General features: G+C 38.7%; 18 protein-coding genes. 9 read left to right on the plus strand and 9 right to left on the minus strand.

Going from position 1 to position 26,061, the window contains the following annotated elements; all coding sequences use genetic code 11:
- Window positions 1–126: 126 nt before the first annotated feature.
- Window positions 127–1,500, minus strand: a complete 1,374-nt coding sequence (locus tag C9E89_RS16015) for a hypothetical protein (protein ID WP_107009342.1) — start codon at window positions 1,498–1,500, stop codon at window positions 127–129.
- 80 nt (window positions 1,501–1,580) lie between these two features.
- Window positions 1,581–2,081, minus strand: a complete 501-nt coding sequence (locus C9E89_RS16020) for a flavin reductase family protein (protein WP_107009343.1) — start codon at window positions 2,079–2,081, stop codon at window positions 1,581–1,583.
- Window positions 2,082–2,291: 210 nt separating this feature from the next.
- Between C9E89_RS16020 and C9E89_RS16025 the strand changes: the two genes are divergently transcribed.
- From C9E89_RS16025 to C9E89_RS16055, 7 genes are all read left to right on the plus strand, one after another.
- Window positions 2,292–3,206: an alpha/beta fold hydrolase gene (locus C9E89_RS16025; protein ID WP_107009344.1), complete on the plus strand. Its 915-nt coding sequence runs from the start codon at window positions 2,292–2,294 to the stop codon at window positions 3,204–3,206.
- A 24-nt stretch (window positions 3,207–3,230) separates the two neighbouring features.
- Window positions 3,231–4,595, plus strand: a complete 1,365-nt coding sequence (locus tag C9E89_RS16030; RefSeq protein ID WP_107009345.1) for an LLM class flavin-dependent oxidoreductase — start codon at window positions 3,231–3,233, stop codon at window positions 4,593–4,595.
- A gap of 10 nt (window positions 4,596–4,605) precedes the next feature.
- Window positions 4,606–5,025 (plus strand): RidA family protein, encoded by a 420-nt coding sequence (locus C9E89_RS16035; RefSeq protein WP_107009346.1) that lies wholly within the window; start codon window positions 4,606–4,608, stop codon window positions 5,023–5,025.
- A gap of 305 nt (window positions 5,026–5,330) precedes the next feature.
- Entirely contained in the window at window positions 5,331–6,830 is a 1,500-nt protein-coding gene (locus C9E89_RS16040; protein ID WP_171405153.1) for an APC family permease, read from the plus strand.
- A gap of 64 nt (window positions 6,831–6,894) precedes the next feature.
- The gene (locus C9E89_RS16045; RefSeq protein ID WP_107009348.1) at window positions 6,895–7,221 is read left to right on the plus strand and encodes a hypothetical protein; all 327 of its coding nucleotides are present in this window, start codon (window positions 6,895–6,897) and stop codon (window positions 7,219–7,221) included.
- 13 nt (window positions 7,222–7,234) lie between these two features.
- Window positions 7,235–8,635, plus strand: a complete 1,401-nt coding sequence (locus tag C9E89_RS16050; RefSeq protein ID WP_107009349.1) for an NAD(P)/FAD-dependent oxidoreductase — start codon at window positions 7,235–7,237, stop codon at window positions 8,633–8,635.
- A complete protein-coding gene (locus C9E89_RS16055) occupies window positions 8,632–10,095 on the plus strand; it encodes an NAD(P)/FAD-dependent oxidoreductase (RefSeq protein ID WP_107009350.1) in 1,464 nt (487 codons plus the stop codon). Before C9E89_RS16050 ends, C9E89_RS16055 begins: the two co-directional genes overlap by 4 nt.
- Before the next feature lie 81 nt (window positions 10,096–10,176).
- On the opposite strand, the gene C9E89_RS16060 is transcribed toward C9E89_RS16055, so the two are convergent.
- Window positions 10,177–11,112 carry an AEC family transporter gene (locus tag C9E89_RS16060; RefSeq protein ID WP_107009351.1) on the minus strand — a complete coding sequence of 312 codons (936 nt, stop codon included), beginning with the start codon at window positions 11,110–11,112 and terminating at the stop codon, window positions 10,177–10,179.
- Window positions 11,113–11,517: 405 nt separating this feature from the next.
- Here C9E89_RS16060 and C9E89_RS16065 point away from each other — a divergent pair, with 405 nt between their 5' ends.
- Window positions 11,518–12,435 (plus strand): LysR family transcriptional regulator, encoded by a 918-nt coding sequence (locus tag C9E89_RS16065; protein ID WP_107009352.1) that lies wholly within the window; start codon window positions 11,518–11,520, stop codon window positions 12,433–12,435.
- Between the two features lie 117 nt (window positions 12,436–12,552).
- On the opposite strand, the gene C9E89_RS16070 is transcribed toward C9E89_RS16065, so the two are convergent.
- The 4 genes from C9E89_RS16070 to C9E89_RS16085 form a co-directional block, all read right to left on the minus strand.
- Window positions 12,553–13,536, minus strand: coding sequence for an LLM class oxidoreductase (locus tag C9E89_RS16070; RefSeq protein ID WP_107009353.1), 984 nt, complete (start codon window positions 13,534–13,536; stop codon window positions 12,553–12,555).
- Window positions 13,537–14,079: 543 nt separating this feature from the next.
- A complete protein-coding gene (locus tag C9E89_RS16075) occupies window positions 14,080–14,316 on the minus strand; it encodes a VF530 family protein (protein WP_107009354.1) in 237 nt (78 codons plus the stop codon).
- Between the two features lie 215 nt (window positions 14,317–14,531).
- A complete protein-coding gene (locus C9E89_RS16080; RefSeq protein WP_107009355.1) occupies window positions 14,532–16,136 on the minus strand; it encodes a PepSY-associated TM helix domain-containing protein in 1,605 nt (534 codons plus the stop codon).
- 3 nt (window positions 16,137–16,139) lie between these two features.
- Window positions 16,140–16,430, minus strand: coding sequence for a hypothetical protein (locus C9E89_RS16085; RefSeq protein WP_107009356.1), 291 nt, complete (start codon window positions 16,428–16,430; stop codon window positions 16,140–16,142).
- A 425-nt stretch (window positions 16,431–16,855) separates the two neighbouring features.
- Here C9E89_RS16085 and C9E89_RS16095 point away from each other — a divergent pair, with 425 nt between their 5' ends.
- Window positions 16,856–17,578, plus strand: coding sequence for a 4'-phosphopantetheinyl transferase family protein (locus tag C9E89_RS16095; RefSeq protein ID WP_107009358.1), 723 nt, complete (start codon window positions 16,856–16,858; stop codon window positions 17,576–17,578).
- Between the two features lie 81 nt (window positions 17,579–17,659).
- Here the strand turns inward: C9E89_RS16095 and entS are convergent, their stop codons facing one another.
- Window positions 17,660–18,913, minus strand: a complete 1,254-nt coding sequence (gene entS, locus C9E89_RS16100) for an enterobactin transporter EntS (RefSeq protein ID WP_107009359.1) — start codon at window positions 18,911–18,913, stop codon at window positions 17,660–17,662.
- Window positions 18,903–26,054, minus strand: coding sequence for a non-ribosomal peptide synthetase (locus C9E89_RS16105; RefSeq protein WP_107009360.1), 7,152 nt, complete (start codon window positions 26,052–26,054; stop codon window positions 18,903–18,905). The genes entS and C9E89_RS16105 overlap by 11 nt, the downstream gene beginning before the upstream one ends.
- Between the last annotated feature and the right edge of the window lie 7 nt (window positions 26,055–26,061).

A 26,061-nucleotide genomic window follows, 5' to 3' on the forward strand; every position in this document is an offset into this window, starting at 1 on the left:
AGAATTTTCATTCAAATATTTAAATTTACTTAATGAAGTAAAATTAGATCTTTCTAAAGTGTATTATTTTTATCAACGATGGCAAGCCATTTATGATTATTTTTTTAGCTTGCCGTTGGTTAAACTTTAGTAGGTAATTGCTGCTATAAGCCCTGCAAAAATATTCGTTTTGTCTGAACCGATTTGACTCCCATTATTTTTTGCTGATTTTTCAGGCTTATAGAAACTTAATACAGGAATAAGAGAAAGAGTATCATTGACTTGATACATTGCAAAAAAATCGAACTCTTTGCCCGAATAGTTGGGTTGATTTTTGGTGTCAATAGATTCAAATTTATAAAAATTTGCACCCAATAATAAACTTTCATGAGGAAAAGCTTCTAGACCAATCATGTGAATATTTGCATTACTATTAAATGGTCCTGCAAAATTCCCTGCAACTTCCCCTAGAATCCAAGTACCTAATTTTTCCACACCTACAAACATCGCATCCCAATGTTCAGAATAATGTGTATAGCGATAATTTACAGTGGGCGTCCATGGTAATTGAGTGAAATGATAACCAGCACTTGCATACCAAGCTTGATCATGATGTTTTTGATCAATCACCTCATATTCATCAGTTAAATTTTTTTCTTTTTCTTGTCGGCTATAATTAAATCCAAGTTTGACATTTTCTATACCCATATTACTTGTGCCATATAGACTATAAACTTGCATATTGTCACGCATAAATATCGTTGGATTGAGTCGCATGGCTTGGTTGTGATTGAAATCTAAAAACTGAATATAGTCTGCACCAATATGATGATCGCCTATTTTATAACTTAAATCTAGCGAAGCAAATTCAGAAGATGCGTGAATGGGATTATCGGATTGTACCCACGCCAATTCTGTTTTTAAGCCTTCTGCCTGACCTACTTTAATCAATGCAGCTTTATGAAATGAACGACGAGCCGCTGTATAATACGCTCCACCACGGTTTACCATCTGACTGTCTGCATCTTCAAAGTTACGATTCTCACCTAAATTTGCACTATCATCGGTCACTAAAAAACCATCACCTAAATGATAAACTTGCGAACCAAAAGAAATATCTAAACCATTTTCCCCTAGAATTGGTAATAAATTTCCTGATTTCCAGCCAATGTAGGCATTTTCTAAAGAGGACTTATTTTCTGTGCCACGGCTATTACCTGCCATGTCTCCATCACCACGTGTAAAAGAAGTAACGCCTGCAATAGCACCATAAATATGGCTATCTGCTGCAGTATTTATTTTTCCTGAAAGACCATATTTAATAAAGCCTTCAGCCCATTGACTACCATTTTGATCTGTGGGGTAGTAGTTTTCTTGTGAATTAAATATTCCTACCCAACTACTTAAGTCAACATTGAGTTGTTTTTCGTTATCCTGATAAATTTGAGCTGCAAAACTATGCTGTGTAAAAATGAGATAAGACAATAAAATAGAAGGCTTAAATAAACTTTTTAGTTTCATTAATCGAAGTCCTTTTCCTTGGATCTGTGATATTTAGAAATAAAAAAGGTCAGTATTTTTTAGTTATACTGACCTAAACATTATTCAGATTTATCTAAAACTCTGAAATTTGATTTATGAAAAACGATAGGTTCATGATTGCCTTGCGTGAAAGATTTAACTTTGAGCAAAACCATGGTGTGATCACCTGCAGGATATTCAGCATATATTTCACAGGTAAAATAAAGTGATGCTTCAGGCAGGTACATTGCATTATTGACACCATAAGAAATATCAATATTTTCAAAGCGTTTACTTTTATCTTTAGCACTAATCTGGTGACACAAGCTTTTTTGGTGTTCTGCAAAGACAGAGATTCCCAACTCTTTTGCATTTTTTAGAATAGGCCATGTCGATGATGTGTTTTGAATGGCAACACTGACCAATGCAGGTTCAAGTGAGATTCCAACATTAAAAGCTGCTGCAACAAGTGCATGGTCTTCATCATGATGACGTGCAGCAATCGCAACAACACCTGATGGATAGTGAGAAAAAGCTGTACGGAGTGCAGCGGTATCAAAAATAGAAGTATGTGTGTTCATCGTATGTCCTTAAAGAGAAATGTGTGTTGATAAGTAAAGCTCAGCTCACAATCCTTTTTGATTGTTCCTAAATAAAATCTACATACGCTGCAAAAAAATACACTACTCCTGAAAGGTGACTTGTCATTTTGTTTGTCACCTTTTTATGTGATTGTTTAAATCCTATTTTCAGCCGAGATTAGTGAGCAAGATATTCTCGGAGTTTTCAACATGCCTCAAATTGAATTAATCAAAAACCTAAAGATTGACACTGCAAAGTTTGCGACACGTCAATGGAAAAATTGGACAGAACCAAAAATTATTGAGGTCGATGGGCTAGAAGTCGCATATCGTCGTGAAGGTCAGGGTGAAACTTTGGTGTATTTACATGGTGGTGCAGGAACACGCCAATGGGGACCTATACATCAAGCTTTAGCTGAAAAATTTGATGTGATTGCACCTGAGCATCCAGGTTATGGCGATACGCCACGTTTTGATGATCAAGATTCTTGGGCAGATTTTGTCTTACATTATGATGCTTTTTTCCGAAAAATGAATCTGACGAATTTTCATTTGGTGGGCACATCTTTAGGTGCGTGGTTAGCTGCAAATTTAGCGGTATATTTTCCTGAGCGTTATGCTTCTGTGACTTTAGTCACGCCATTAGGTCTTCATATTGAAGATGAACCCTTCATTGATGTATTTCGTTTTCAGCCAGATGCGGCTTTGGCTGCTTTATTTAATGGTCGTGCAGCTGAATATGAGGAATTATTAACACAAGAAGGTGGTGTTCAAGATATTTTGCAAGCTTTTCATGAAGATGCAACATCGGCACTTTTATTTTGGAATCCACGTTATGACTATAAACTCAATCGACGTTTACAGCGTGTTCAAGCACCGACATTGATTATTGCTGCTGAAGATGACCGTATTACAGGAAATTTACAACCTGTTCGTTATGCAGCGTTATTGCCAAATAGTGAGCTAAAAACGTTAAGTCATGTGGAAAATTCGCCTACCAGCCACGCTTTAGTTTATGAAAACCCAAAAGAAGTGACTGATCTCATTGTCAATTTTATTAATAAAAGTAAGCAAGCTGATGCATTGATTGGCAGCCTTAATCAAAAAGTTATAGAAAAAGCGTAAAAACAGATCAAAAAGGAATTGAATATGACAACATCAAACTCAGATGCATGCAAAATTAAACACGATGTCGAATTTTTCGGAACAGTGGAAGGCGTTTATCCAAATATTCCGTACTCTGGTGATCGTCCATCAAAGTCAATTTATATTGATTTACCAAATACTTATTATGATCCAATCCAAGGTCAGAACGTTTTAGAAAATACTTTGGACGTACTGGTGAGTATGGAAAAATATGGTTTAGACGGAGTGGCATTTACAGAGCAGCACAATGGACCAATTAACCCTTTTCCATCGGGTATGGTTGCAGCAGCTTATATTGCAGCCCGAACTTCTCGTTTAAAAATTGTGGCGAGTGGACCTTTGTTAAATGCTTACCAGTCTCCGATACGTTTGGCAGAAGAGATTGCATTGGTTAGTCAAATGTCACATGGACGTTTAATTGTTGGCTTACCGATGGGCTTAGGTCAACAATACCATTCTTTGGGTATGAATCCAGCAACTGCACGTGAACGTCATAAAGAAGGTCATGATCTCTTAGCGAAAGCTTTGAGTGAGCCTGGACCATTTACATGGCGAGGTAAGTTTTTTAATCAAAATTATGTCAATGTATGGCCACGTTTAGATCATAAAGTAGATTTTCTATTGCCAAGTGGGGGTTCTTTAGAAACCTTAGAACTCGCTGCCCAACGTCGTTATACCTATCAAACGGTATTGAATCATCGCCCTTTAATGAAAGCAACGATGGATAAATTCCGTGAACTATGTCGTAAAGAAGGCTATGAACCAGACCCAAAACAAAGTGCATGTGTGATTCAGGTACATGTTGCAGAAACCGATGAAATTGCACGTAAAGAGGTTGAGGCAGAATATTTATGGGATTACCAAAATTATTTTGAAACATCCGCAGTAGAAACCTTTCCACCAGGTTATACCTCGTTAAACTCAATGAAAGCTATTTTGTCAAATGGTTATGGTTTAGATACCAAAAAAATGACGCTACAAGATTTAATTGATAATAACTGGGTTGTTGTCGGCTCTCCACAAACAGTGATTGAAAAATTAGAAGAAACGATTTTAGAAACAGGCTGTGGTCGTGTTTTATTGAACTTTTCAACAGGTATTAAAAAACGTTGGTTATTGGATAAATGTCTCACCATTTTTTCACAAGAAGTATTGCCGCATTTCCGTAAAAATGGCAAACCATTGGATGAACGGACTTCTCCACAAGGTTTTGACACAACAATGGAATATGCTGTCAAACGTCGCAAAGATGTACCAAGCCCAGCCATTGTTCGTGATGGTTATTTAATTGATATTTGGAAAAATGCAATTCCTGGTGAAGATCCTGTGATTCGAAAATGGGAAGAAACCAACACGACACAGGGTTAAGGAATAGAACATGAATAAAGCTGTTTGGCATTCAAATTCACAACCAGAACCGCCCCATCCGTTTGCACATTTTTTGGCAAATGAGGAGTGGATTTTAATCAGTGGTATTGGTGGGCATGATGCTCAGGGTCATATTTCAGTTTCTGTTACTGAGCAAGCCATAAGCGCATTTGAGAAAATCAAAATGATGCTAGAAAGTCAAGGCAGCGCTTTGAATCAAATTGTATGGTTTAGACCCTATATCACAGATCAGAAAGATGTTTTGGCTGTTGATGCTGTAATACGTCAATATTTAAATGGTGTACGAACAGCAAGTGCCGCTTTGACAATCGTCGGTTTAGTAGATTCACGTATGAAGGTTGAGTTTGAAGTCTGGGCATATAAGGGCGCAGTCATACAGAATGACAACTCAAATGTGTTTATAGACTAGCGTATTTAATCAAAATTTCCGAATGGAGCATGGACGACGTTCGGATATCTTCTACAAGTCTTGCTTTGAAGGGATTGAATTCATCTAAAAATGTATTAAAAAATGATTTTTACATATTTAAAAAATAGAGAATATTCAATTGAGGATGCAATTTTTATTGCATAGCAAGTGAATGAGCATGGATGAACAAATAATATGTTGATATTAAATTAATTCCATTTGCAGTCATATATCTGCTGATCCTATCAGTATCCCTTTCAAAGCTTGCTTGTTGCAATTCATCATCAATGCTTGAAGGAACAACTATGAGCAATACATTAGAAAATCAATTTGCTCGTGCTGATGTGCAAGAAGTCGGCATGCCGCAAAAAACATTGACGACATGGAAAATCGTTGTACTTATTTTAGCCGCTTTAACGCCCTTATCTGTGGTGATGGCAACCTTGCCTTTAGGACTTGCCTTTGGTGGACCATCTTCGGCATTAACTTATTTACTTGCAGGTTCAATTATTGGCTTATTTTGCATTGGCTATGCTGAAATGGTACGTCAAATTAGCCGTCCTGGAGCTTTTTATAGTTATATTTGTCGTGGCATTGCTAAGCCTTTTGGGGTAGGTGCAGCCATGATCGCGGTTGTGGGATATGTATCAGGGTGTTTAGGTTCATTTGCTGTAGGTTCTGCGGTGATTGGCGAAACAGTTACATCTTTAGGATTTAATTTAAGTTGGCAAACGAGTCTGGTCGGCTTAGTTATTTTTGTTGCTGTGATGGTATGGAATCAGATTGATTTTAGCGCATTTATTGGTGGTCTGATCGTTATTTGTGAATTATTACTGATCGCAGCCTTACTGATAGGCATTATTAATTTACATGGCATTCAAGCGACATTTTCTCCTGAAGTGATTCAATGGAATATATTTCAATATGGTAATTGGCATGTTGCATTTATTTTTTCATTTTTGGTTTTTCAAGGCTTAGAAGCAGGTGCTTTATATGCACCCGAAACCCGTAATCCTGAAAAAATGATTCCCCGTGCTTTAGCAATATCAGTGACCATTTTATCTTTAACCTTTTTTCTTGTTTCATGGGCACTTATTTCATTTTCTAGTCCAGCAACTTTGATGGATCAAGTCATATCTCAACATATTTTTGGTTTTATTATTGCGGTTATTCAAGCATCGCTAGGCGAAACAGGATTGTTTTTATTTGGTGTTGTGACTGTGCTTGGAGTAATGATCTGTACTTTAGCCGTTGTTAATTTTATGGCGCGTTATTTAAATGGTTTAGCAGGTGATAAAATTTTACCTCGTTATCTTGCGACTTTAAATCGAAATGGCGCACCTTCAAATGCTGCATTTACCTTAATTGCAGTGTCATGCATTGTCATTATTTTTTCTGTGTCATGTGGGATCAGTCCTTATAGTCAGCTAAGCCCACTTGGTTTTGGTGTTGCTGCGATTAGTGGTACATCATTACTTATTTTGTCTTCTTTGGCTGTTGTTGGTTATTTTATGCGTAGTAAAAAGAGCCAAGGTCATTGGTGGAAAACTTTTCTTGCACCCATTTTTTCAATCATACTTTTAGTCATGGCGATGTATATCGAGTTAAAGGGATTTAACTTTATTACAGGAATGGAAGCTGCATGGACGAACTATTTGCCTTTATTGGTCTTGTTTGCATTTGTATTTGGCTTTTTTTATGCACTATTTTTAAAGAAAAACAAAAGCAGTATTTATCACCATATCGCAGCAGGCGACAACATGGAAGAAGTGATCCGTATTCGTGAAGAAAATCGTGAAGTCTAAAAATGAACACACTAAGCAAGTAGACCAAGCAAATAGATCATACACGTCTAATCTGAGAGAAAATATGAAAATTATTGCAACAGAAACACATATAGAAATTATAGAGCTAGATGACTTTAACAACTTTCATGTCGAAGCTTATGGTGATGTCAATCAAGTCATAGAACATTTTATCCAAGCGAAAGCAGGGCTTGTAATCAATCAGGAATATGCAGAGCTGAGCTTAGATTTTATTAAACAGCAAGCAGGACATAAATTACAAGATGCACATTGGATGTCGAGTCTAAGTCATATGCTGGATTATGCTTTAAATAAAGGCTGGTTCAATCCAGTTCAACAAACAATAAGAGCGCATATTGAATGGATGACGCTACAAAAATCTGAAGTATAGAAGGGCATAGATCATGAAAAAAACTATGATTTCTGATACGGCACTCAATTCAATTCAACTATTGCCGCAGCCACGTCACACTGCTTTAGGTGTGTTAAGGTCTGTGGAAGTAAAGGGCACGCATGTTTTACCGCAGTCTGCTGATGTTGTCATTATTGGAGCAGGGATTTGTGGTGTATTGAGCGCTTATTATTTAGCGAAACAAGGCAAAAAAGTTGTGGTATGTGACAAAGGTGAAATTGCTTGCGAGTCTTCTAGTAAAGCTTTTGGTTGGGTATCTCAATTGCTCACTTCGGAACATAAAGTAAAACTGACTCGACGTAGTAAGTGCTTATGGCGAGCGTTACAGCAAGAGATCGGCGAATTGGGTTATCGTGAACAAGGTATCACTTATTTTGCAGAATCTGCCGAAGAATTTCAGTCTTATCAAGATTGGTTGACCTCTGTGCAGTCACATGTCGATCCTGATATTAAAATTTTGCAAGCACATGAAGTCAGCCGCATTGCCACCGAATTTTCAGGTCAATGTTATGGTGCAATTACTGCACCAACCGATGGTTGTATTGAACCTGTGCTCACAACGGCTGCGATCGCAGAGGCTGCCAAAAAGCGAGGCGTCATTTTTGTGACACAATGTGCGGTACGTGGTTTAGATCTACAAGCAAAAAAAGTGCATGGGGTATTTACTGAAAAAGGATATATTCAAACTTCTCAGGTTATTTCAGCAGTCAATACATGGACACGGATTTTTTGCGCACATCATCATATTGATGTTCCTCAACTTTATGTAATTATGTCAATGGGAAGAGTAGAAGACTTTAAAGATAGTCCTATGGGATGTGGCGGGAAAGGTGCTTTTGCATGGCGTAAACAAATTGATGGTGGATATTCATTAGGACTGATCACTGGGATGAGCGCACCTATCACCCGTGATGCAATGAAACTATATAAAAAGTTTTTACCTATTCAGAAAATGTTAGGTGGTTCTAAAGGCGTTAAAGTTAATTTTGGTCAAAATACACTCAATGACTGGAAAATAAAACGAACATGGAATCATCATCAAAGCTCACCTTTTGAAACACATCGGAGCTTTACAGGTGCTGTTGATTTGACTGCTGCAGAAACCTCAAAACAATTGATGTCTCAATTTTTTCCGCATTTAAAAACAAAATCTATTACTGAGTCTTGGAGTGGAACAGTCGCTTTTACACAGGATAATGCACCTATTGCGAGTGCAGTAAATGATATAGAAGGTTTTTATGTTTTGATGGCAAGTGGTTATGGTTTTTCATGGGGACCTGCACTGGCAGAAATGTTAAGTGATTTATTATTGAAACAGTCAGAACATCCTGATTTACATACTTTTCGTTTAAGCCGATTTAGTGATGGTACGACTTTGGAGCCACAGTTATGAGCGAACAAGTGCATATTCAGGACTCTACTGTAGCGTATGGGCAAATATTTAAACATTTAACACGATCAGGTTTTGCTGTTTTAAAAAATAGAGGAGGAGTGAGTTTAGATCAGGGTATATCACGTGCACGGAAAGTACAAAGTGACTCAGTATTGCCTAAAACAGTGGATGTGGTCGTGATTGGTGCAGGCAATATAGGCAGTTTAACTGCTCTGACTTTAGTTGAACGTGGCTTAAAAGTTGTACTTTGTGAAAAAGGCAGCGTGGCAGGCGAGTCATCTGGACGTTCTTTGGGATATATCGAAAGCCTATTTTCAGACCGTGTTAAATTAGAAATGGTTGCACGTGCAAAAGTACTTTGGAAAGATATTGATCAGCGTGTACAAGGTCCTACAGGCTATGTCAAAACAGGTTCTGTCACAGGTTTTTTGTCTGAAGAAGGTCTAGCTGCTGCAGAAGATTGGGTGAATACCGTCAAAGATATTGAAGGCATTGATGGATATATAATGACCAAGACAGAACTCAAAGAAAAATCATATCATTGGAAAGAAGATTTTGTGGGTGGATTACATCAACCGAGTGATGCTTGTGCTGAACCTCAGCATTTTGCTTCCTCTGTTGCGGAAGCTTTTAGAGCCAAAGGAGGACAATTATTTCAAAACTGCGCGGTTGGAGAAATATTAACACAAGCTGGAAAAGTGATAGGCGTTGCAACAGAGTTGGGTGAAATAAAGTGTCACTCAGTTGTTCTTGCTGGGGGAGCTTGGACACCCTATTTAGCAAAAAGTTTGGGTTTAGATTTACCACAATTTATGGCATTTGCCAGTATTGCGCGTGTTGGGTCATCAGCTATAGATCTAAACAGATTTGAAATGAATCAAAAATTTCCTTTAATTTCAGCGGAAAGTGATATTGCTGTTCGTTATTCTAGTCAAAATAGCGTCGATATTTGTGCGCCTGCTGTACGCTTACCTATCACTGTGAATATGCTGAAAAACATGCCAAAATTAATGCAAGCATTGGTTGCGATGCAAGGGCAATTTTCACCTGTATTTGATATTAATACATTGAAGTTTGAATATAAAAATATGCATAGTTACAAGGCGAATGGCTTAGCACCATTACAAAAATATCGTGTATTGGTTCCTGAAGTTTTTACACCACCTTTAAATGATGCAATACAACGTTATACAGACTATACGGCAGATCATCAAAGAACTTTGCAGGAAAGTTGGGCTGGATTTTTAACAACAACGCCTGATCATTTACCATATTTATCACAAGTAGATAGCATTTCAGGTTTGTTTATTGGTTCAGGTTTTTATAATGGTTTGACTGTAGCGCCTGCTGCTGCTGAGGCACTGGCTGATTTAGTCATGCAAAGAACACCTAAAATTGATTTAGCATTATTCCGTTTTAATCGTTTTATGAATGGTAGCCCGATTATTTTCCGTCCTTAGTTTGATTTTGGTTTAACTTTTTATAAAAAATAAAACCCTGAAATTTCAGGGTTTTTATCATTTATTTTATATAGAATTTTCTTAAACGCGTAGATAATGAATCACTAAACTCATACTCACAATAGACAATAAAGTCGTCACCAGTAAAATAGGAGGAACTTTCTGCATATCATATTGTTGCCCAAAGACAGCATATAGCCCAACCATAGAAACACTCGAGAGTAACACGCCAGCAAAAATCATTTCTTTTGAAGTATTTGGAACGATTAAAAAAATAACATACACCAAGAGAGGCATGATAATCAGTTTTAAACCAGCAATAATGACAATATCTCTCGCTATTTTCTGCTGAGTATGGAGAGAAATACCGTATAAACTGCCACCAATGACACATAAACCTAATGGTGCTGAAGTTTGACCTATTGATCTTAACGTAAGTTGTAAAATTTCAGGCAATTGTCTTTGCGAAGCACTGAATATAAAGCCTAAAATAAGTGCAATAATTAATGGATTTTTAACAATATTCATCAGTCCTGATTTTAAAATTTGTTTTACTGATGTTTGCTGCTGACCTAACTCAAGACAAATGAGAAACATTAAAAAAACGATAAAATTTTCGACTAAAAAAGTCATACCAAAATAAATTGCTGCTTTTTCTCCTAAGAATAAATACAGTAAACCACTGCCAATAAATCCTGTATTTGACATTGCTGCGCCCATTCCCATAACAGCAGCATGGCTCAGAGGCATTTCAAATTTCTTCAAATAAATCAATACAGTCACAATAAAGACGATACTCGACGCAAGACCGTAACTCATGAGATAAGGTATTTGTATTAACGAATGAAAATCTTGAGATGAAATACTGACTAACAACAAACAAGGCAATGAAACTTTAATAATAAATAGCCCAATGACCTTCATCGCCTCTTTATTTAATATAGAAAAGTACAGACTCAGATAGCCAATAAAAATCGTTATAAATATTGGGAAAATAACAGATATAATTTCTAACATGTATATCCTTATACATTGAATGAGAAGTGAAATGACTATTTTGGATTGTGATTTTGACTTGGATCACAAAGAAGTATTTAAGTCGTGGTTTATTACATGATGCTTCATCGGCATTACAGATGAAAATCTATAAATATTGACAATAAATAAAAAATATTAGCATGTATTATTACTAAAAAAGTCATCCAATAAGGTGACAAAAGACTTGAGCGAGTTGATAAATTGATGGTGATTGGACTTCTTGCATTAGTTAATTTATTAGATGAAATTTCCAATAATCACAAAGGGTTTTTGTGTGTTTTTATGCATAAATTTGCTAAAAAATAAGATTAAATTGATTATAATTAAAATATTGTAGAATAATTTTCCCTTATTGAGGGGCTGTATTTAAACTAGGTAATATGTATGGAAATCAATCGTATCAGTGATTTATCTGCCTTTGTGAGTTCTGTGAAATATGGCAGTTTTACTCAAGCAGGCAAACATTTAGGACTTTCACGTTCGGCGATTGGTAAAAGTATTGTACGACTCGAAGAACAAATGGCAGTACGTTTACTCAATCGCACTACACGTAGTCTGAGTTTGACTGATGACGGGCGTATTTTATTTGAGTACTGCCAGCAATTATTACAAAATCTGGATGAAATTGATCAGGTGATGGCAACACGACGAATTCATCCGACAGGAACATTGAAGATTACAGCACCACATTCGCTAGGGCATCAGTATATTTTGCCTGTATTACATCAATTTTTAAAAAAATGGTCTGCTTTAAATGCAGATATTTCATTTACTGATCGTTTTGTCGATATTATTGATGAAGGTTTTGATATTGGTATTCGTGTTGGTGAACCTAAGGAAGATTCACGGCTTTTGACACGTACAATTGGTTGGCAGCGTATGCAAACGTGTGCTTCACCTGAATATTTAGCGTTAAATGGTTATCCAGAGCAGCCGCAAGATTTATACAAGCATCATACTATTTTTTTTAATGGCAGCGCACAACGTAAAAACTGGCGATTTAAAATTGATCATCAAATTTGGGTTTTTGATGGTACTGAAAAAATGAAAATAGATAGCTCAGATGCAATTTTGGAATCAGCTATTTTAGGATTTGGTATTATTCAGTTACCTGCTTATTTAACTAAAAAAGCGATTGATCAAGGAAAACTCGTTGCAGTGCTAGAAGATTATGCGCTTACAGATGAGCCTATTCGAATTATTTATCCAAGTAAAAAACATTTATCACCTCGTATTCGTATGTTTATTGATGATCTCGTGGAACAATGGGGAGATCTTCCACCTTGGGAACGTAATGAATAGACGCAAAATAGGGGCATTTCACGTCTAAATTGATCACTATGAATGAATGTTATGGGGGGTATTTATGTCCAATAAGCAGTATTTTGAGTTAAGACAAGACTCAATGATAAAATTTACTTATTCTAAATGATTAGAAATACTAAAGTGAGGAACAACATCTTCGATGAGTTCTTGCAAAACTTCTTTGGCAGGGCGACGTGTTGGTTTTAAATTCAGTGTAATATGGGCGACACCATCTAGACGCTGTTGTTCCCAAAATTCCATCAGTGCTTTACGACCTGTCCTTAAAAAAATATTATTATACAAATGTGCTGGCTCATCAGGATTTTCACTTAAGTCGAGAAAATTAGCATAGCCAAAAGGATGCCATGTGCTGCCATCTCCTAGATGTTCAATTTCTTGTACAATACTTTTTGAACGTTTTGGATCGACGCCATGCCAAATCCAAGCATCGGATTGATTGGCAAACCATGACATATCTTGACGTGCACGTCCAATCGTTAACATAGGCAGTCGACCTTGTATCGGTTTGGGAACTAAGTCGATTTGCCCTGATAAACAACCATGATGTTCTGTAGTCATTTTAGGGAATTTATTTTCTGTCAATGTACGAATCATGTGCCATGCTTCACGAAAGCGTTCTGCACGATTTTCAAACTCACAATCGAAAGCAGAATATTCTACAGGACGATCACCACTAGACATGCCTAAGAGAAAGCGCCCACCTGAGAGTTGGTCTACAGAGGTGGCTTGTTTTGCAGTGAGCACAGGATTACGTAATGGCGAAACGATACCTGCTGTACCTAAAGTAATATTTTCAGTGATCGCTGCTAGATAACCTAAGTCTACAAAAGGATCATAGATTTGTGCTACATCTCCAAAATTTGGATCATAGAATGGGACATCTCTGATCCATAAAGCTGAAATCCCGCCTTTGTCTGCCATTTTTGCAAGTTCGGCATGATCGGACATATCAGGTATAGGGCTGTTTGCATAGCCTTTAAAAGGAGCGATCAAACCAAAACTAAGTTTATTTGGCTGAAAAACACGTGTAAATGCACGATGCTGTGCCAAGTGGGGAGGGAGAACTAAATCAGTCATATTTTACTCTATTTTGCTACATATCCTCATCATAAAGCTTTAATAAGGGAATAAGATTCCCATATATAGGGTGAAAATAGCATAAATATAAATCTATTTTAAATTCATATAGATATGTTTAAATGAAGTTAAAGTATTGATCTAAAATTGACTAGATAACTCAGGTTGATCAGATGATGGAAATTTAACAATTTATGTCACGCCATGCAGCAGGGGTGGTTGAAAAATGCTGATTAAATAATCGAATAAAAAAACTGACATTTTCATAGCTCACCTGAATAACCAACTTGATGAAAAGTCACCGACATAAAATACTTGAAAAAACATAAATAGTATTTTAATAAACACTATATAACGGATATATAGTGTTTTTATTTTGTGTGATGTCATTTAAGGAAGGGAAGTGTATTTTGATTTTTGGTCACAATATTTTGTGGATAAATCAACAATAATAACCAACATATAAATGCTCAATCAATCTCATCTACACTTTGGTATAAATTTATATGACGAAGCTAAGCAGGAATATCTGATTATTAACAATTATGACTTCTGTTTAGCCTTTTGGCGTAAGACGTATAAATATAAGCTTTCTACTTTTTCACGTGCCCATGGCGTGGTACGCAAGAATCGCAATGATGATTTAACGCTTGGATCTATGCAAAAACATCTAATTTCAATTTTACGACTTAAGCCTTCAAAGCCACCATAGTAGTCTAGTAATTCATCTAAAATATCAGCAAGTTTTTTGCCATGTAAAGGGTCATTAGAGGTGCTCATATTGGATTAATCATATTTGAGAAAAAATACATTATAACCTAGGTCAGATAGAAAATTTCTTGGATTGAGTATGAATGCTAATCATCAAACAAACATCTCCTGACTGATCAGCATTATCCTAAAATGGGTATATGTGCATAGAGTTTTGGTCAGGATCTATCTTAAGCATAAATCATGATGATCGTGTAATCACGATTATGCTTAAGATGGCAAGCTTATGGTGCCCAGAGTGAACCTGCGCTCGCTATTTTAGCGCGATCTTGTGCTTGCTGATAAAAGCGCATAAACATAAGTGCAGTACAGAACGCGATGATATCAATCCAAATCACCATATTATGATGCAGCCAAACCCCAGTATGTGGGATGAGAAATGCAAATAATGAGGTCAATGGAATGAGAGCTAAACTGATCGCAATAGCGGCGAGTAAGTGTGGTAGAGCTTTGGCATACCCGATAACAAAAGCATAGGCAGTACAGATCAGAAAAATACTGTAATAGCTATACATAAAGAAATGATTCATGCTAGAAATATCTAAGATGGCATAGAACCAACGGCTGAATAGAAGTGTCCCTGTAATGGCTAAAATACAGCCCAAACATGTGCCAATCGTGAGATTAGCAAAGAATGTAACATCTTTACGCTGTGTAGGAATTGGGTCTTGAGCGCGTTTTTGCTTTTTAGCCCGTGTTTCAATCCATAGAATATTGCCTGAATAAAATAAAAATGCGCCGCCCATGCCAAAAATAAAATAAATCCAACGTACAGTATCACCACCAAAACTGCCAAAATGTAAGCTGAACATGGCATTAATGAGTTTGTTACCTGCATCGGTTTGAGTATTGATTCCGCTATAATTAAACTTTTCAACTTGATAGGGATGCATGCGCATAAAATCATTGGACGCACCACGCAGCATTTGTTCGCTGCTATATAAAGCGATACGAGCTGAAGCCTTTTGGGGTTGATCTAAATTATTAAACTCAATGTAATCGACAGCATATTCAGGAGCGACTTTTTTCGCTTGTGCCAAAATTTTATCAATATCGAGTTGAGTTGAAGGAATATATATTTGCTCTTGCTTGCTTGGACTAAACACAGGTTTGCCTTTAAGTGCAAGATGTCCAATCGAGTCATAAAAGAAATCATGAAATGCAAAAACAATAACCGAAATGCAAATAATGATGTGAAAGGGCAGACTGGTAATCCCAACCACATTATGTGTATCCAACCAAAAACGCTTTTTATTTTTGCCGGGGCGGACTGCAAAATAATCTTTAACCAAAGTCGGCAAGAGTAGAAGCAGACCTGTCATGAGTGCCAAAAAATATAAAATGGCAACCACACCCATGACATAGACGCCAAATCCATGGTGACCAGCCATTCCGGGGATACCAGCTGTTTCATGTAATTGTTCAATGAGCCAACCCGCTTTGGAAAGATTGGTCTGCTGTGTAATTAATTGACCTTGTGAGTCCAAACTGGCAAGCCATGTGCTTTGTGCAATATTAAAACCCTCATTACGTTTAGATTCTTTCCATAGTAATGGGGCATATTGATGCTCTGTCGAACGAAGATTTAAAGTAAAGGACTTTTCCGTTGCTGGATATTGAGCCTGAACTTGTTGAATGAGTTGCTGATATTGTTCAGGTTTAATTGCAGGTAAGATCTGCTCCTGCGGGGTTGCCCATTGGCTAATTTGATGTTGAAACATACTCAAACCACCTGCAAAGAAGCAAATGAAGAGTAAAATTCCTGAACTTACTCCCACCCAAGTATGCATACTTTTAGCGAGTTTCATGAGATCGGAACGGACTTTCATGGATTATCCTCGTAATAGAAATAGACAGGCGTAGGCAAGAAGATTGGCGGCTGCCATATAAAAAATTGCGGCTTTGCCAGTGTGAAATAAAAAACTGATGAAAAGTAGTGGCATCCATAACCAAGGAATACTCCACATGGCGAGCTGTACCAATAAATCCATTGCAATAAAGTGCTTGCCAATCACCACGATTAAATTTCCTAAAGCGATCGCCAAACTTAATCCAAAGATTGCCCCAGCGAAAGATTTAGACCACCAGTCTGGTTGAATGGTCTTTTCAATTTTATTTTTCATGGGTTTAACCTGCGTTTAAAGAGTGTAATAAATGGAATATGCGACCAAACCAAGATCATTAACACGACCCAAACAAAGCAGGCGACGACTTTAGGCAAACTGATTAACAGCACAATGAGTGCGAGCAACAGCAATCCAAGACCAATTATTTTGAAAATCTTGGGGAGCGGAGATGCGAGTAAATTTTGATTGTAATGACTGCAATAAATACTGAAGGTGCCTAAGAGCGTAAGTATGATTCCGAACGTTTTCATAAGGATGATAAATCATAAGCGATTGTTTATTTGCTAGACAGTATATATAATTGATAATCATTTACAAATGAAATTTAATACTATTTACTAGCATATCTAATGATGAATTCTATTTAAATTTCCTTTAACAATGACGTCCTTTGTGAACCTTCAACTTATTTTGTATTTTCAATGAATGAGCCATTATATTTTCAAAAGTATTTTACCGATTACGTCTTTGAACATGCACAAAAACTTGAGCTGATGCAGGACTGCGTCTGTTACCAGTTGGATTTAGAACATATTGATGTGCATCTTTTTAAAAATCTCACACCACCAAAATATCTAGAGCAAGCTGTATCAACACGGCTGAGTGAGTTTTATAGTGGGCGAATTTTAATACAAGCAATACTGATGCAGTATTATGAGGTTTATGAAGGAGTAACTTCACTTTCGCAGCGATTACCACAGTGGACTCCACCATTTCGAGGTAGTATTAGCCATTCGAAAAATCAGATTGTAGTCGCGGTATCGGCATCTACAGCTTATTTGGGTATTGATATTGAACATTGGGTTAGTGAGGCTTTGATTGCAGAGGGTCAGCATCTGATTCTGAACCATCAAGATTATAAAATTTGGGATGAGATAAAATCAGAATTAAGTTTTCAGCAATTTTTGACTTTGGTTTTTTCCATTAAGGAAAGCTTGTATAAAGCGGTTTATCCTGAAGTTAAGCACTATATTGATTTTCTAGATGCGGCGATTACTGAAATTTCATTACCAAACCGATGTGTTAAATTAAAGTTTTCAAATGAAATTCAGAATAAATTTCAATTGGTTCAAGAGTATGAGGGCTATTGGGAGATACAGGAAGATTATGTACTGACTTGGGTATATAAGACCAACCAAAAATAGCATTGATCTAGAGATACAGCCACTCATATAGATATTAGTACTCAGAAGGAAGCATGGCGCTTTCTTCTGAGTTAAAACAGATTAACTTTCCTGTAAATTCGGATCTTGCAACCCAGCTTTACGAATTCCTGTAAAGCCAATCAGACAGAGTAAACCCAGCAATAGACTGATCAGACCAAAATAGAAAATGCTGCTCGTGATTGGAAGTAATCGAGTGAGTAAGCCCATGCCCGTAGTGGCGATAGAATCTGCTGAAGCATCTTGAGCCAACCAAATGGCATTAATGCGTCCTAAATAGTCATCTGGTGTATGACCTTGTACGATGCTGTATTGCAGTAAATTTGCAACAGCAGAGCAATAACCAAATACTGTCAGAATGAACAAAGTCAAATTGAACCATGAACTTAAACCGATCGCAATCATGCAGGCAAAAACAGCTAGGCAGAAATACAGCATGATATTGCCAGGACGAATCAGTTGATTGGTCCAACCACTGAGAAATGCAGCGATGATGCCGCCTAAGGGGACAGCCGAATACATCAATCCTAATTCAAATGCACCGCCTGCAAACTGTTGTTCTACCATTTGCGGGAAGACGATGCGGATGGCACTGCTGAAACTCAAGAGAGTGCCAATCAAAATGGTCGTACCGACAATCTTATTTTGAAAAACGAATTTAAAACCTTGCAAGAGCTGTTGTAGCGGGGATTCCATGACAGCACCGTGTTGTGAAGGCTTGAGGCTCGGTAAGTTTAGTAACAGAATGACAGTCAATAAAGTACCGATGGCTGCAATCCAATAAGCAGCAGCGACATTGCTCGCTGCAATAATAATGCCACCCAAGGCTGGGGCAATCACGGTGGCGAGTCGCACGGAAAGCATACTCACCGCGCGCGCTTGCACAATGTTTTCGCGCCCAACAATCATGGGCATGACTGCCATCATCGCCGTGACACCTAAGGCACCAAAGAAACCATCCCATGCACTAAAAACATAAATCAAACTCAGCGAGGGTTGGTTGGACATCGCATTCAAAGCCAATCCGATAAAGCCAATGCCACAAAAGCTTCGGGCAAACAGAATCAGCTTTTTTCGATCATAGCGGTCAGATAGAACCCCACCCAGCAATAAACCAATAAACATGGCAATGCCTTCAATCGCAGTGGCAATCGCAACATGAAATACATCATGCGTCATTTGATAGACTTGTTGCGGAATTGCCACAATCAACATTCCAATAGTCAATAAAGACAAGGTACGTGCAACAAAGACATTGCGAAAATGGCGATTGGTTTTGAGTATACTAAAATCTGTCAGCAGCATTTTAAAGGACATGATCTGCACCTTTTAACTGACGTGCATGCTCAATGTGTGTATTTAAAATAAGACCTAATTTTTGCAATTGTTTTGGGGATAGAATATTGCTGTGATTTGCATCTGACATGGTTGTGATAGAAAGCTGTGCCACCAACGGTTGCCACTGGGCTTGAGGCTGAATGTAAGACAGCAAATCTTTTTCTGCAACGACTACATGTAAATGACCATCAAACTTTGGCATTTTATACGGTTTTAACAAGCGTACTGCATCACGATAGTTGGCAAAAATGTCCTGTTGTAAGCGCTGAGTTTCTTGGTACAGGCTAACATCAGCCTCTTCTAAAATATCATTAAAGAACTGCTCTTGTTCGGCTTCAGCATTCATTTCTTCTACCGATGGGTCTAACCATTGGTGGATTTCCGCAGGGTAAGTATCTAATAAACCGAGATAATCAACGCGTTCATTTTGTTCACGAAGTTTTGCTGCCACTGCATATGCGACTGTGCCACCTAAAGAATGACCTAAGAAACTATAGGGTCCCTGTGGTTGTATAGTGCGAATTAACTCCAGTTGTTTCTCTGCTAACTCATCCATTGATGCACTATTGGCGAGTAAACCCTCTGGACGTGGCGACTGTAAACCGATGATCGGGATATTTGGGTCTAAATACGGGGACAAAGCGGTGTATTGCCATGCAGAGCCTGAGCCAGGAGAGAAACAGAACAGTGGGTGAGTCGTTCCTGAACGGATGTGCAAGATTGGTTGCATTCCGTTTTGTTCTACATGCTGTAAGCGCTCTTGTGAAAGTAACAGTGCAGCAATACGTTCAATGCTGACTTGAGTCATGAGCATGCCCATCGGTAGGGATTGGTTGAATACTTTACGCAGCTCAATCACCAATTTCATGACTAAAATCGAATGCCCACCTAGTGCAAAGAAATCGGCATCAACTGATATATCTTCTTGAATATTTAGAAGTTTTTTAAAGATGATGGCAACTTTATGTTCGGTTTCAGAGTTGGGTAAACGCTTGATTTGTGTGTCTAACTGAGTTGGTTTTGGTAGAGCTTTGCGATCCAACTTACCATTATGACTGAGGGGGAATTCAGCCAGCGACATAAAATGACTTGGGCACATATAGGCTGGTAAGGCTTTTGCCAGTTTCTTTTTCAGAGAGGCAGTGTCTAAGCTAGTGTTTGTTTTTACATAAGCGATTAATTGGGGTTCTTGTGATGCGTTCAATGCAACAGGGTGTACGACCACATCATCGATCTGTGTGATTAGACAGATTTGCTGTTCAATTTCACCTAGTTCGACACGTTGACCGCGAATTTTTAATTGATCATCAGCACGTCCAACATACTGAATACTGCCATTTTCCTGCCAATGTGCAATATCACCCGTACGATACATACGTTTGCCAACTTGGAATGGATTGGCAACAAAACGGTTTGCCGTTAGATCAGGACGATTGTGATAGCCCAACGCCAATTGCTCACCCGCAATATAGAGTTCGCCATGCACGCCTACGGGAACAGGGCGCAAATATTGATCCAAAATATACAGCTCGGTGTTCCATACAGGATAGCCAATAGGAACACTATTTTCCTGAGTTGCTGATGGCGCACGAGCATTCATATAACTCACATCTACCGCAGCTTCAGTCGGACCATATAGATTGTATAAAGCACAACTGAAATGCTGAAAAAAGTTTGTAGCTAATGCGATCGGCAATGCTTCACCACTACAGAACACGCGTTTCAGCGGAAGTGATCGACGCTGTTCTGCACTCATCAAGGTGCTCACCGCATTTTCAAAAACCGATAACATCGAAGGTACAAAATGTAGTGTGGTGATTCCTTGCTTTTGAATAATATCTAACAGTTTTAGTGGGTCTTTATGCGCATGTTCTGGTGCCATGACCAATCGTGCCCCGACTAAATATGACCAGAAAAACTCCCAAACAGAAACATCAAAAGTACTTGGAGTTTTTTGCAAAATCACATCTGTAGTATTGAGTGGATATTGGTCTTGCATCCATAAAATTCGATTGACAATTGCTTGGTGGGAAACCAAAACGCCTTTAGGTTGCCCTGTTGTACCTGATGTATAAATCATGTAGGCAGGGTGTTGTGGACTCACAAGCGTCGTTTGATAATCTACCAATGCGAGTGCGTCGGGGGTGAGTAAGGCATCAAAGTTAAAACGCGGTATTTGAGCATCGGGCAGTAAGGATGGTTCAGTAATGATGAGCCGTGGCTGTGCATCTTGAAGCATATATTGAATACGCTCATTTGGATGCTGTAGATCAATCGGTAAATACGCTGCTCCTGCTTCAATCACAGCAAGAATTGCGAGACTGAGCTTGACCGAACGAGGTAAGGCAATGGCAATCACATCACCTGCTTGAACGCCGTGCTGTTGGAGTTGCTGTGCCAAGCCATAGACCTGTTCGCGAACCTGTTGCAAACTCAGTTGATGCTGTTCATCGACCAAAGCTAAGGCTTGAGGATGTTGCTTCGCAGCTTTGTTTAAGAGTTGCTGTAAAGTGGTTGCTGGCACAGCATGCTGTGTTTGGTTGATGGCTTTTAGATGTTGTGCTTCTTTAGGAAGCTGTAAAGGATATTCTGCTAATACCCGATCAGGTTGATCTAATGCAGTTTCAATGAATTGAACCATGCGTGCCATCAATTGTTCAGGTTGAGCGATTACACCACGATGTTCTAACAGTAATTCAATCGATTGATCAGGAATGACCAATAATGCCAATGGATAATGGCTATAGCCGCGATTGGTCAGTTTTTCAATTTTAGCATCACCCAATTGTTGCTTTAAGTAATGATGATCAGGATAGTTTTCAACAACTAATAATGTATCGAACAAATTGCCTTTACCCAACAGGGTTTGAATTTCATTGAGTCCTATACCATCTTGTTCGAGGTGGCAAATATGGCTGTGTTGCAAATGATCCAGTTGTTGCCACAGGCTTTGTTGCATGTTCAATTTTACTTGAACAGGAATGGTATTTAGGAACAAACCAATTTGTTGTTCTAAACCCATAATTGGGGCAGTGCGCCCTGAAACTGGCGTACCAAAAACAATTTCTTCGCGGTAGGCATAAGTCTGTAGGGTCATTGCCCAGATCATTTGCATGAAGACATTTAATGTAATGCCTGCCTTACGTAATCGTTGCTCCAATTGGGTACTCAGTGCTGGACTAAGTTGATAAGCATATTCTTCGACAGCTTGTTTTTTTGCATGTTCAAATAAAATGAGAGGTTGCGTATCCTGTAAATCTTCAGTCCAAATGCGGCGTGCAGCAGTATGATCTTGCTGAATAAGTTGCATCACCACGTCATGGTATGAATCAGTTAAGCTTTTGAGTGGAGTCAATGGATGTTGGTAGGCATCGATCAGGTCTTGTATAAATAAGGGGGTAGACCAGCCATCCGTCAGCAAGTGATGGACGATAATGATTAATTCCGCATGCTGTGCAGTATGTTGAATCAAGATCGTACGCAGTGCGCCATATTCTTGATCCAATTGCATAGTGTGTTGCAAGGCGTGTTGAATTTGCGTTTCTAGTTGATCCGTACCGCAGACCAAACTTGTTAACGGCCAATTTTGAGTTGGCTGTTGTGTATAGATAAAAATCGGTTCTTCAGTATTTTGGGTATCAAACCAACCACTCAATTGAGGGTGTTTGCGTAAAACAGTATTCAGTGCTTGTTGTAAGCGTAAGGGATCGATTTCACCGTGCAGACTGATTTGAGTAAAGGCATTATAGCTTGCTTGCTGCTGTTCTAGTTGAGCATGGAATAACATGCCTTTTTGTAATGGCAACAAGGGCAAAACATTGTACTCATTGCCATATTCAGCTTTGATCTTTTGGGTGATATTTGCATCTATAAGTGAATGTAGCTGCTGAGGAATGCTAGGTTGCTGCTCCAGTTTTTGCAAGCATGTAGATAAAGCTGCAATATTTTTAAGTTGGAATACATCACTTGGTTTAAGTATGTAACCCTGCTTGCGTAAGTGTGTACACAGCATAATGGCAGAAATACTGTCGCCACCCGTCATGAAAAAGTCGTCATCAATACCAATATTTTCTATTTTCAAAATCTGAGCACACAAATCACAGAGCAATTGTTGCTCAGGTGTTTGTGCGATGCGACTTTGTGTCCGAATTTGTGGGCGTGGCAAGGCTTTTTTGTCGACCTTACCGCTGACATTTCGCGGGAATTGCTGCATGACCGTTAATGCCGAAGGCACCATATAGTCAGGGAGGTTTTGGCGTAATTGGCTTAAATAAGTCTCACTTAACTGTTCCGCTTGTTCTTCATTCCATGTTAAATCTTTGACTACACAGTAGCCCAATAGGCGATGACTATTGTTAATCGGTTCAGCAATGACCACCACACTTTCTATATTAGGCAGAATGGATAAGGCATTTTCAACCTCACCAATTTCTACCCGATAACCTCGGATCTTGATTTGATCATCACAACGCCCCATAAATTCCAATTTACCTGCATTGTTCCAACGCACTAAGTCGCCAGTTCGATACATACGTTGCCCAACATCAAAGGGATTGGCAACAAAACGCGTTGAACTTAAATCAGCGCGCCCAAGGTAGCCATTAGCAATCCCAAAGCCAGAAATATATAGCTCTCCAATCACGCCTGTAGCACACAATTGTAAATTGCGATCCAGTACATAAGCTTGGGTATTGCCAATTGGGTTGGCAATCACTGGACGATCCGTCTGTTTTAATTCAGCACGGAAGGTATCGACGGTATATTCGGTTGGACCATATAAGTTATGTGCAAATAAATGAGTTTGCGCATTTAATTGCTGCCATAAAGCCAAAGGTGCAGCTTCACCGCCAATCAGGATCAGACGAGGATGATGTTGATCTGTGGCAAATAAACCGTTGGTGATCATTTGTGCGCAAAAAGAAGGTGGTAAATCTAAAGTATCGATATGACGATGCTGAATTTCCTGAACTAAGCCCCAAGCATCGCGGCGCATATTTTCATCAAAAATATGCAGCTCTTGACCCCATAACATCCAAAAAACTTGCAACCACGACGAGTCAAAAGAGAAAGAGTGGGTATGTGCTGCACGTAGTGGACGATGTGGATATTGTTGATTCACCGCATTTAAGGCAGGTTGGTAAATGGTGTCACGATGCGAGAGAATGAGATTCAGTAATGAACCATGTGTATTCATCACCCCTTTAGGACGCCCTGTACTACCTGACGTAAAGATAACGTAAGCTACATCTTGAAAATCAAAATGGCGCTGTATTGCTGGAATGGTACTTGAGTCTTGATCTTGGATGGCTGCAATGACATTGGGATCATCAAGATGGATTTGCTTTAAGTTTTTGGGTAATTGATTGGTCAGTGACTGCGTAGTAAGGGCAAACAGCGGATTTGCATCTTCACACATCATTTGCATCCGATCAATCGGATAATCCAAATCGAGAGGCAAGAAACTCGCCCCTGAATTCAGGACAGAAAGCATCACAACCACAGATTCCGCAGAGCGTGGAATTGCCCCTGCAATCACAGTATTCTTTTGCGCACCTTGTGCTTGAAGGTAGCGTGTTAGTTGATTGATTTTAAGACTTAATTCAGAAAAACTGAGCTGATAGAGCTGCTCTCTCTCACCACTGATTAGTGCAATGCGGTCAGGGTATAGCGCCGCTTGTTCATAGAAAATATCTAAAATATTGTTGTATTTTTCAGGGTGAGAAATCTTCGCACCAGTTCCTGCTTTGATCAGTGCTTGCGCTTCTGACTTCGGCAAGATATTAATATCTTGAATGGCTTGGCGAGGTGATGATAAACCTTGTTCTAAAAGCAGCGTGAGACGTTGCCCATGTGCAAATAATTCATTTTGGGTATAACGCAGCGCATCGGCACGTAACTCAATGATGAGTTCCTGATTTTGTACAATAAAAGAAAACTCAAAATCATCAATCGGACCTGTCGAAATATGATGTGTTTTCACCTGATGATCGTTCAAGTTCAGGTCTTGATCGAAAGCTTTATAGTTCAGAATTGGACCGTAAATGCGCTCGTGAATATCAATTGAATTAAGATCGCGTAGAATTTGTTCAGCATCATATTTTTGATGTGGACGGATGCGTTGTAATTGTTGCTGCACCTGCAAGGCTAAACTCAGCCAATCTTCTTGTGGCGAGAGTTGAAATTTAACGGGTAGGACATTGACTGTAGGTAGGGTCGAGCGGATGGCTTTAGAGCCAAGACGACGCATGAATGGAATGCCCACGACTAACTCAGCTTTGTCACTCATTTTGTAAAGATACAATAATGACAAAGCCATCATCATATCGGGAAGTGCGACTTTGTATTGTGTAGCAAGATCTTGAGTTTCTTTTAGAATACCTTGAGAAAAGCGTAATTGATGCTTAATAAATCGCGCTGTAGTTTTCGCTGCAGCATGATGAATACTGAGCGTGATGGGTGAAGGGAGATCTTCACAATAATGCTGCCAAAATTGTTGATCGGTCTTGAACTGTTGACTATTTTCATAAGCCAAACGCTCTTGAATTACCTCTTGTAAAGCAATAAAGGGAGAAGGTTTTGGTGTTTGTTGAGCAGCCATTTGCTGATAAATTTCAATAATCCGCTTGCTCAGATTAATTAAACTAAAGCCATCTAACATAATGTGATGATAACGTTGATACCAATAGATCGTGTCATGCGTGATAAATAGAACTTGGCGGTACAATTGCTGTTGATCTTGCTTTAACGATTTAGCATGTTCACGATCGGTCGGCATCCAATCCCACACCCGTTGCATTGCCTGTTTAGGTGGAAGATGGCGGAAATCAAACTCTTCAATCACCATTTGAGATTCAGGTTGCACGTGCAAAACAGCATGATCAGGCTGTGTAGAATAAGTTGCAGTCACGGATTCTGCTTCTGAAAGCCCCTGTTGAATAGCCTGCTTAAATTGGTGCAAATCAATATTATTCGGCAGTTCCAAACAATGTGCAATCGCGTATAAATCTTCAATTTCGCTTAAATGGTCAGCAAGGAAAATGCCACGCTGCGTAGATAACAGCGGAAACTGCATTGGATAACTCGCATCATGATGAAGTACGTAGGATAATGGTTGATTCATGCTGCTA

The organism is Acinetobacter sichuanensis (assembly GCF_003024515.2).
Taxonomy (GTDB): domain Bacteria; phylum Pseudomonadota; class Gammaproteobacteria; order Pseudomonadales; family Moraxellaceae; genus Acinetobacter; species Acinetobacter sichuanensis.

Excerpts from the sequence above, each read along its gene's own strand:
- C9E89_RS16015 (WP_107009342.1), bottom strand. The coding sequence starts at position 1,500 with ATGAAACTAAAAAGTTTATTTAAGCCTTCTATTTTATTGTCTTATCTC.
- C9E89_RS16020 (WP_107009343.1), bottom strand. The coding sequence starts at position 2,081 with ATGAACACACATACTTCTATTTTTGATACCGCTGCACTCCGTACAGCT.
- C9E89_RS16025 (WP_107009344.1), top strand. The coding sequence starts at position 2,292 with ATGCCTCAAATTGAATTAATCAAAAACCTAAAGATTGACACTGCAAAG.
- C9E89_RS16030 (WP_107009345.1), top strand. The coding sequence starts at position 3,231 with ATGACAACATCAAACTCAGATGCATGCAAAATTAAACACGATGTCGAA.
- C9E89_RS16035 (WP_107009346.1), top strand. The coding sequence starts at position 4,606 with ATGAATAAAGCTGTTTGGCATTCAAATTCACAACCAGAACCGCCCCAT.
- C9E89_RS16040 (WP_171405153.1), top strand. The coding sequence starts at position 5,331 with ATGAGCAATACATTAGAAAATCAATTTGCTCGTGCTGATGTGCAAGAA.
- C9E89_RS16045 (WP_107009348.1), top strand. The coding sequence starts at position 6,895 with ATGAAAATTATTGCAACAGAAACACATATAGAAATTATAGAGCTAGAT.
- C9E89_RS16050 (WP_107009349.1), top strand. The coding sequence starts at position 7,235 with ATGAAAAAAACTATGATTTCTGATACGGCACTCAATTCAATTCAACTA.
- C9E89_RS16055 (WP_107009350.1), top strand. The coding sequence starts at position 8,632 with ATGAGCGAACAAGTGCATATTCAGGACTCTACTGTAGCGTATGGGCAA.
- C9E89_RS16060 (WP_107009351.1), bottom strand. The coding sequence starts at position 11,112 with ATGTTAGAAATTATATCTGTTATTTTCCCAATATTTATAACGATTTTT.
- C9E89_RS16065 (WP_107009352.1), top strand. The coding sequence starts at position 11,518 with ATGGAAATCAATCGTATCAGTGATTTATCTGCCTTTGTGAGTTCTGTG.
- C9E89_RS16070 (WP_107009353.1), bottom strand. The coding sequence starts at position 13,536 with ATGACTGATTTAGTTCTCCCTCCCCACTTGGCACAGCATCGTGCATTT.
- C9E89_RS16075 (WP_107009354.1), bottom strand. The coding sequence starts at position 14,316 with ATGAGCACCTCTAATGACCCTTTACATGGCAAAAAACTTGCTGATATT.
- C9E89_RS16080 (WP_107009355.1), bottom strand. The coding sequence starts at position 16,136 with ATGAAAGTCCGTTCCGATCTCATGAAACTCGCTAAAAGTATGCATACT.
- C9E89_RS16085 (WP_107009356.1), bottom strand. The coding sequence starts at position 16,430 with ATGAAAAATAAAATTGAAAAGACCATTCAACCAGACTGGTGGTCTAAA.
- C9E89_RS16095 (WP_107009358.1), top strand. The coding sequence starts at position 16,856 with ATGAATGAGCCATTATATTTTCAAAAGTATTTTACCGATTACGTCTTT.
- entS (WP_107009359.1), bottom strand. The coding sequence starts at position 18,913 with ATGTCCTTTAAAATGCTGCTGACAGATTTTAGTATACTCAAAACCAAT.
- C9E89_RS16105 (WP_107009360.1), bottom strand. The coding sequence starts at position 26,054 with ATGAATCAACCATTATCCTACGTACTTCATCATGATGCGAGTTATCCA.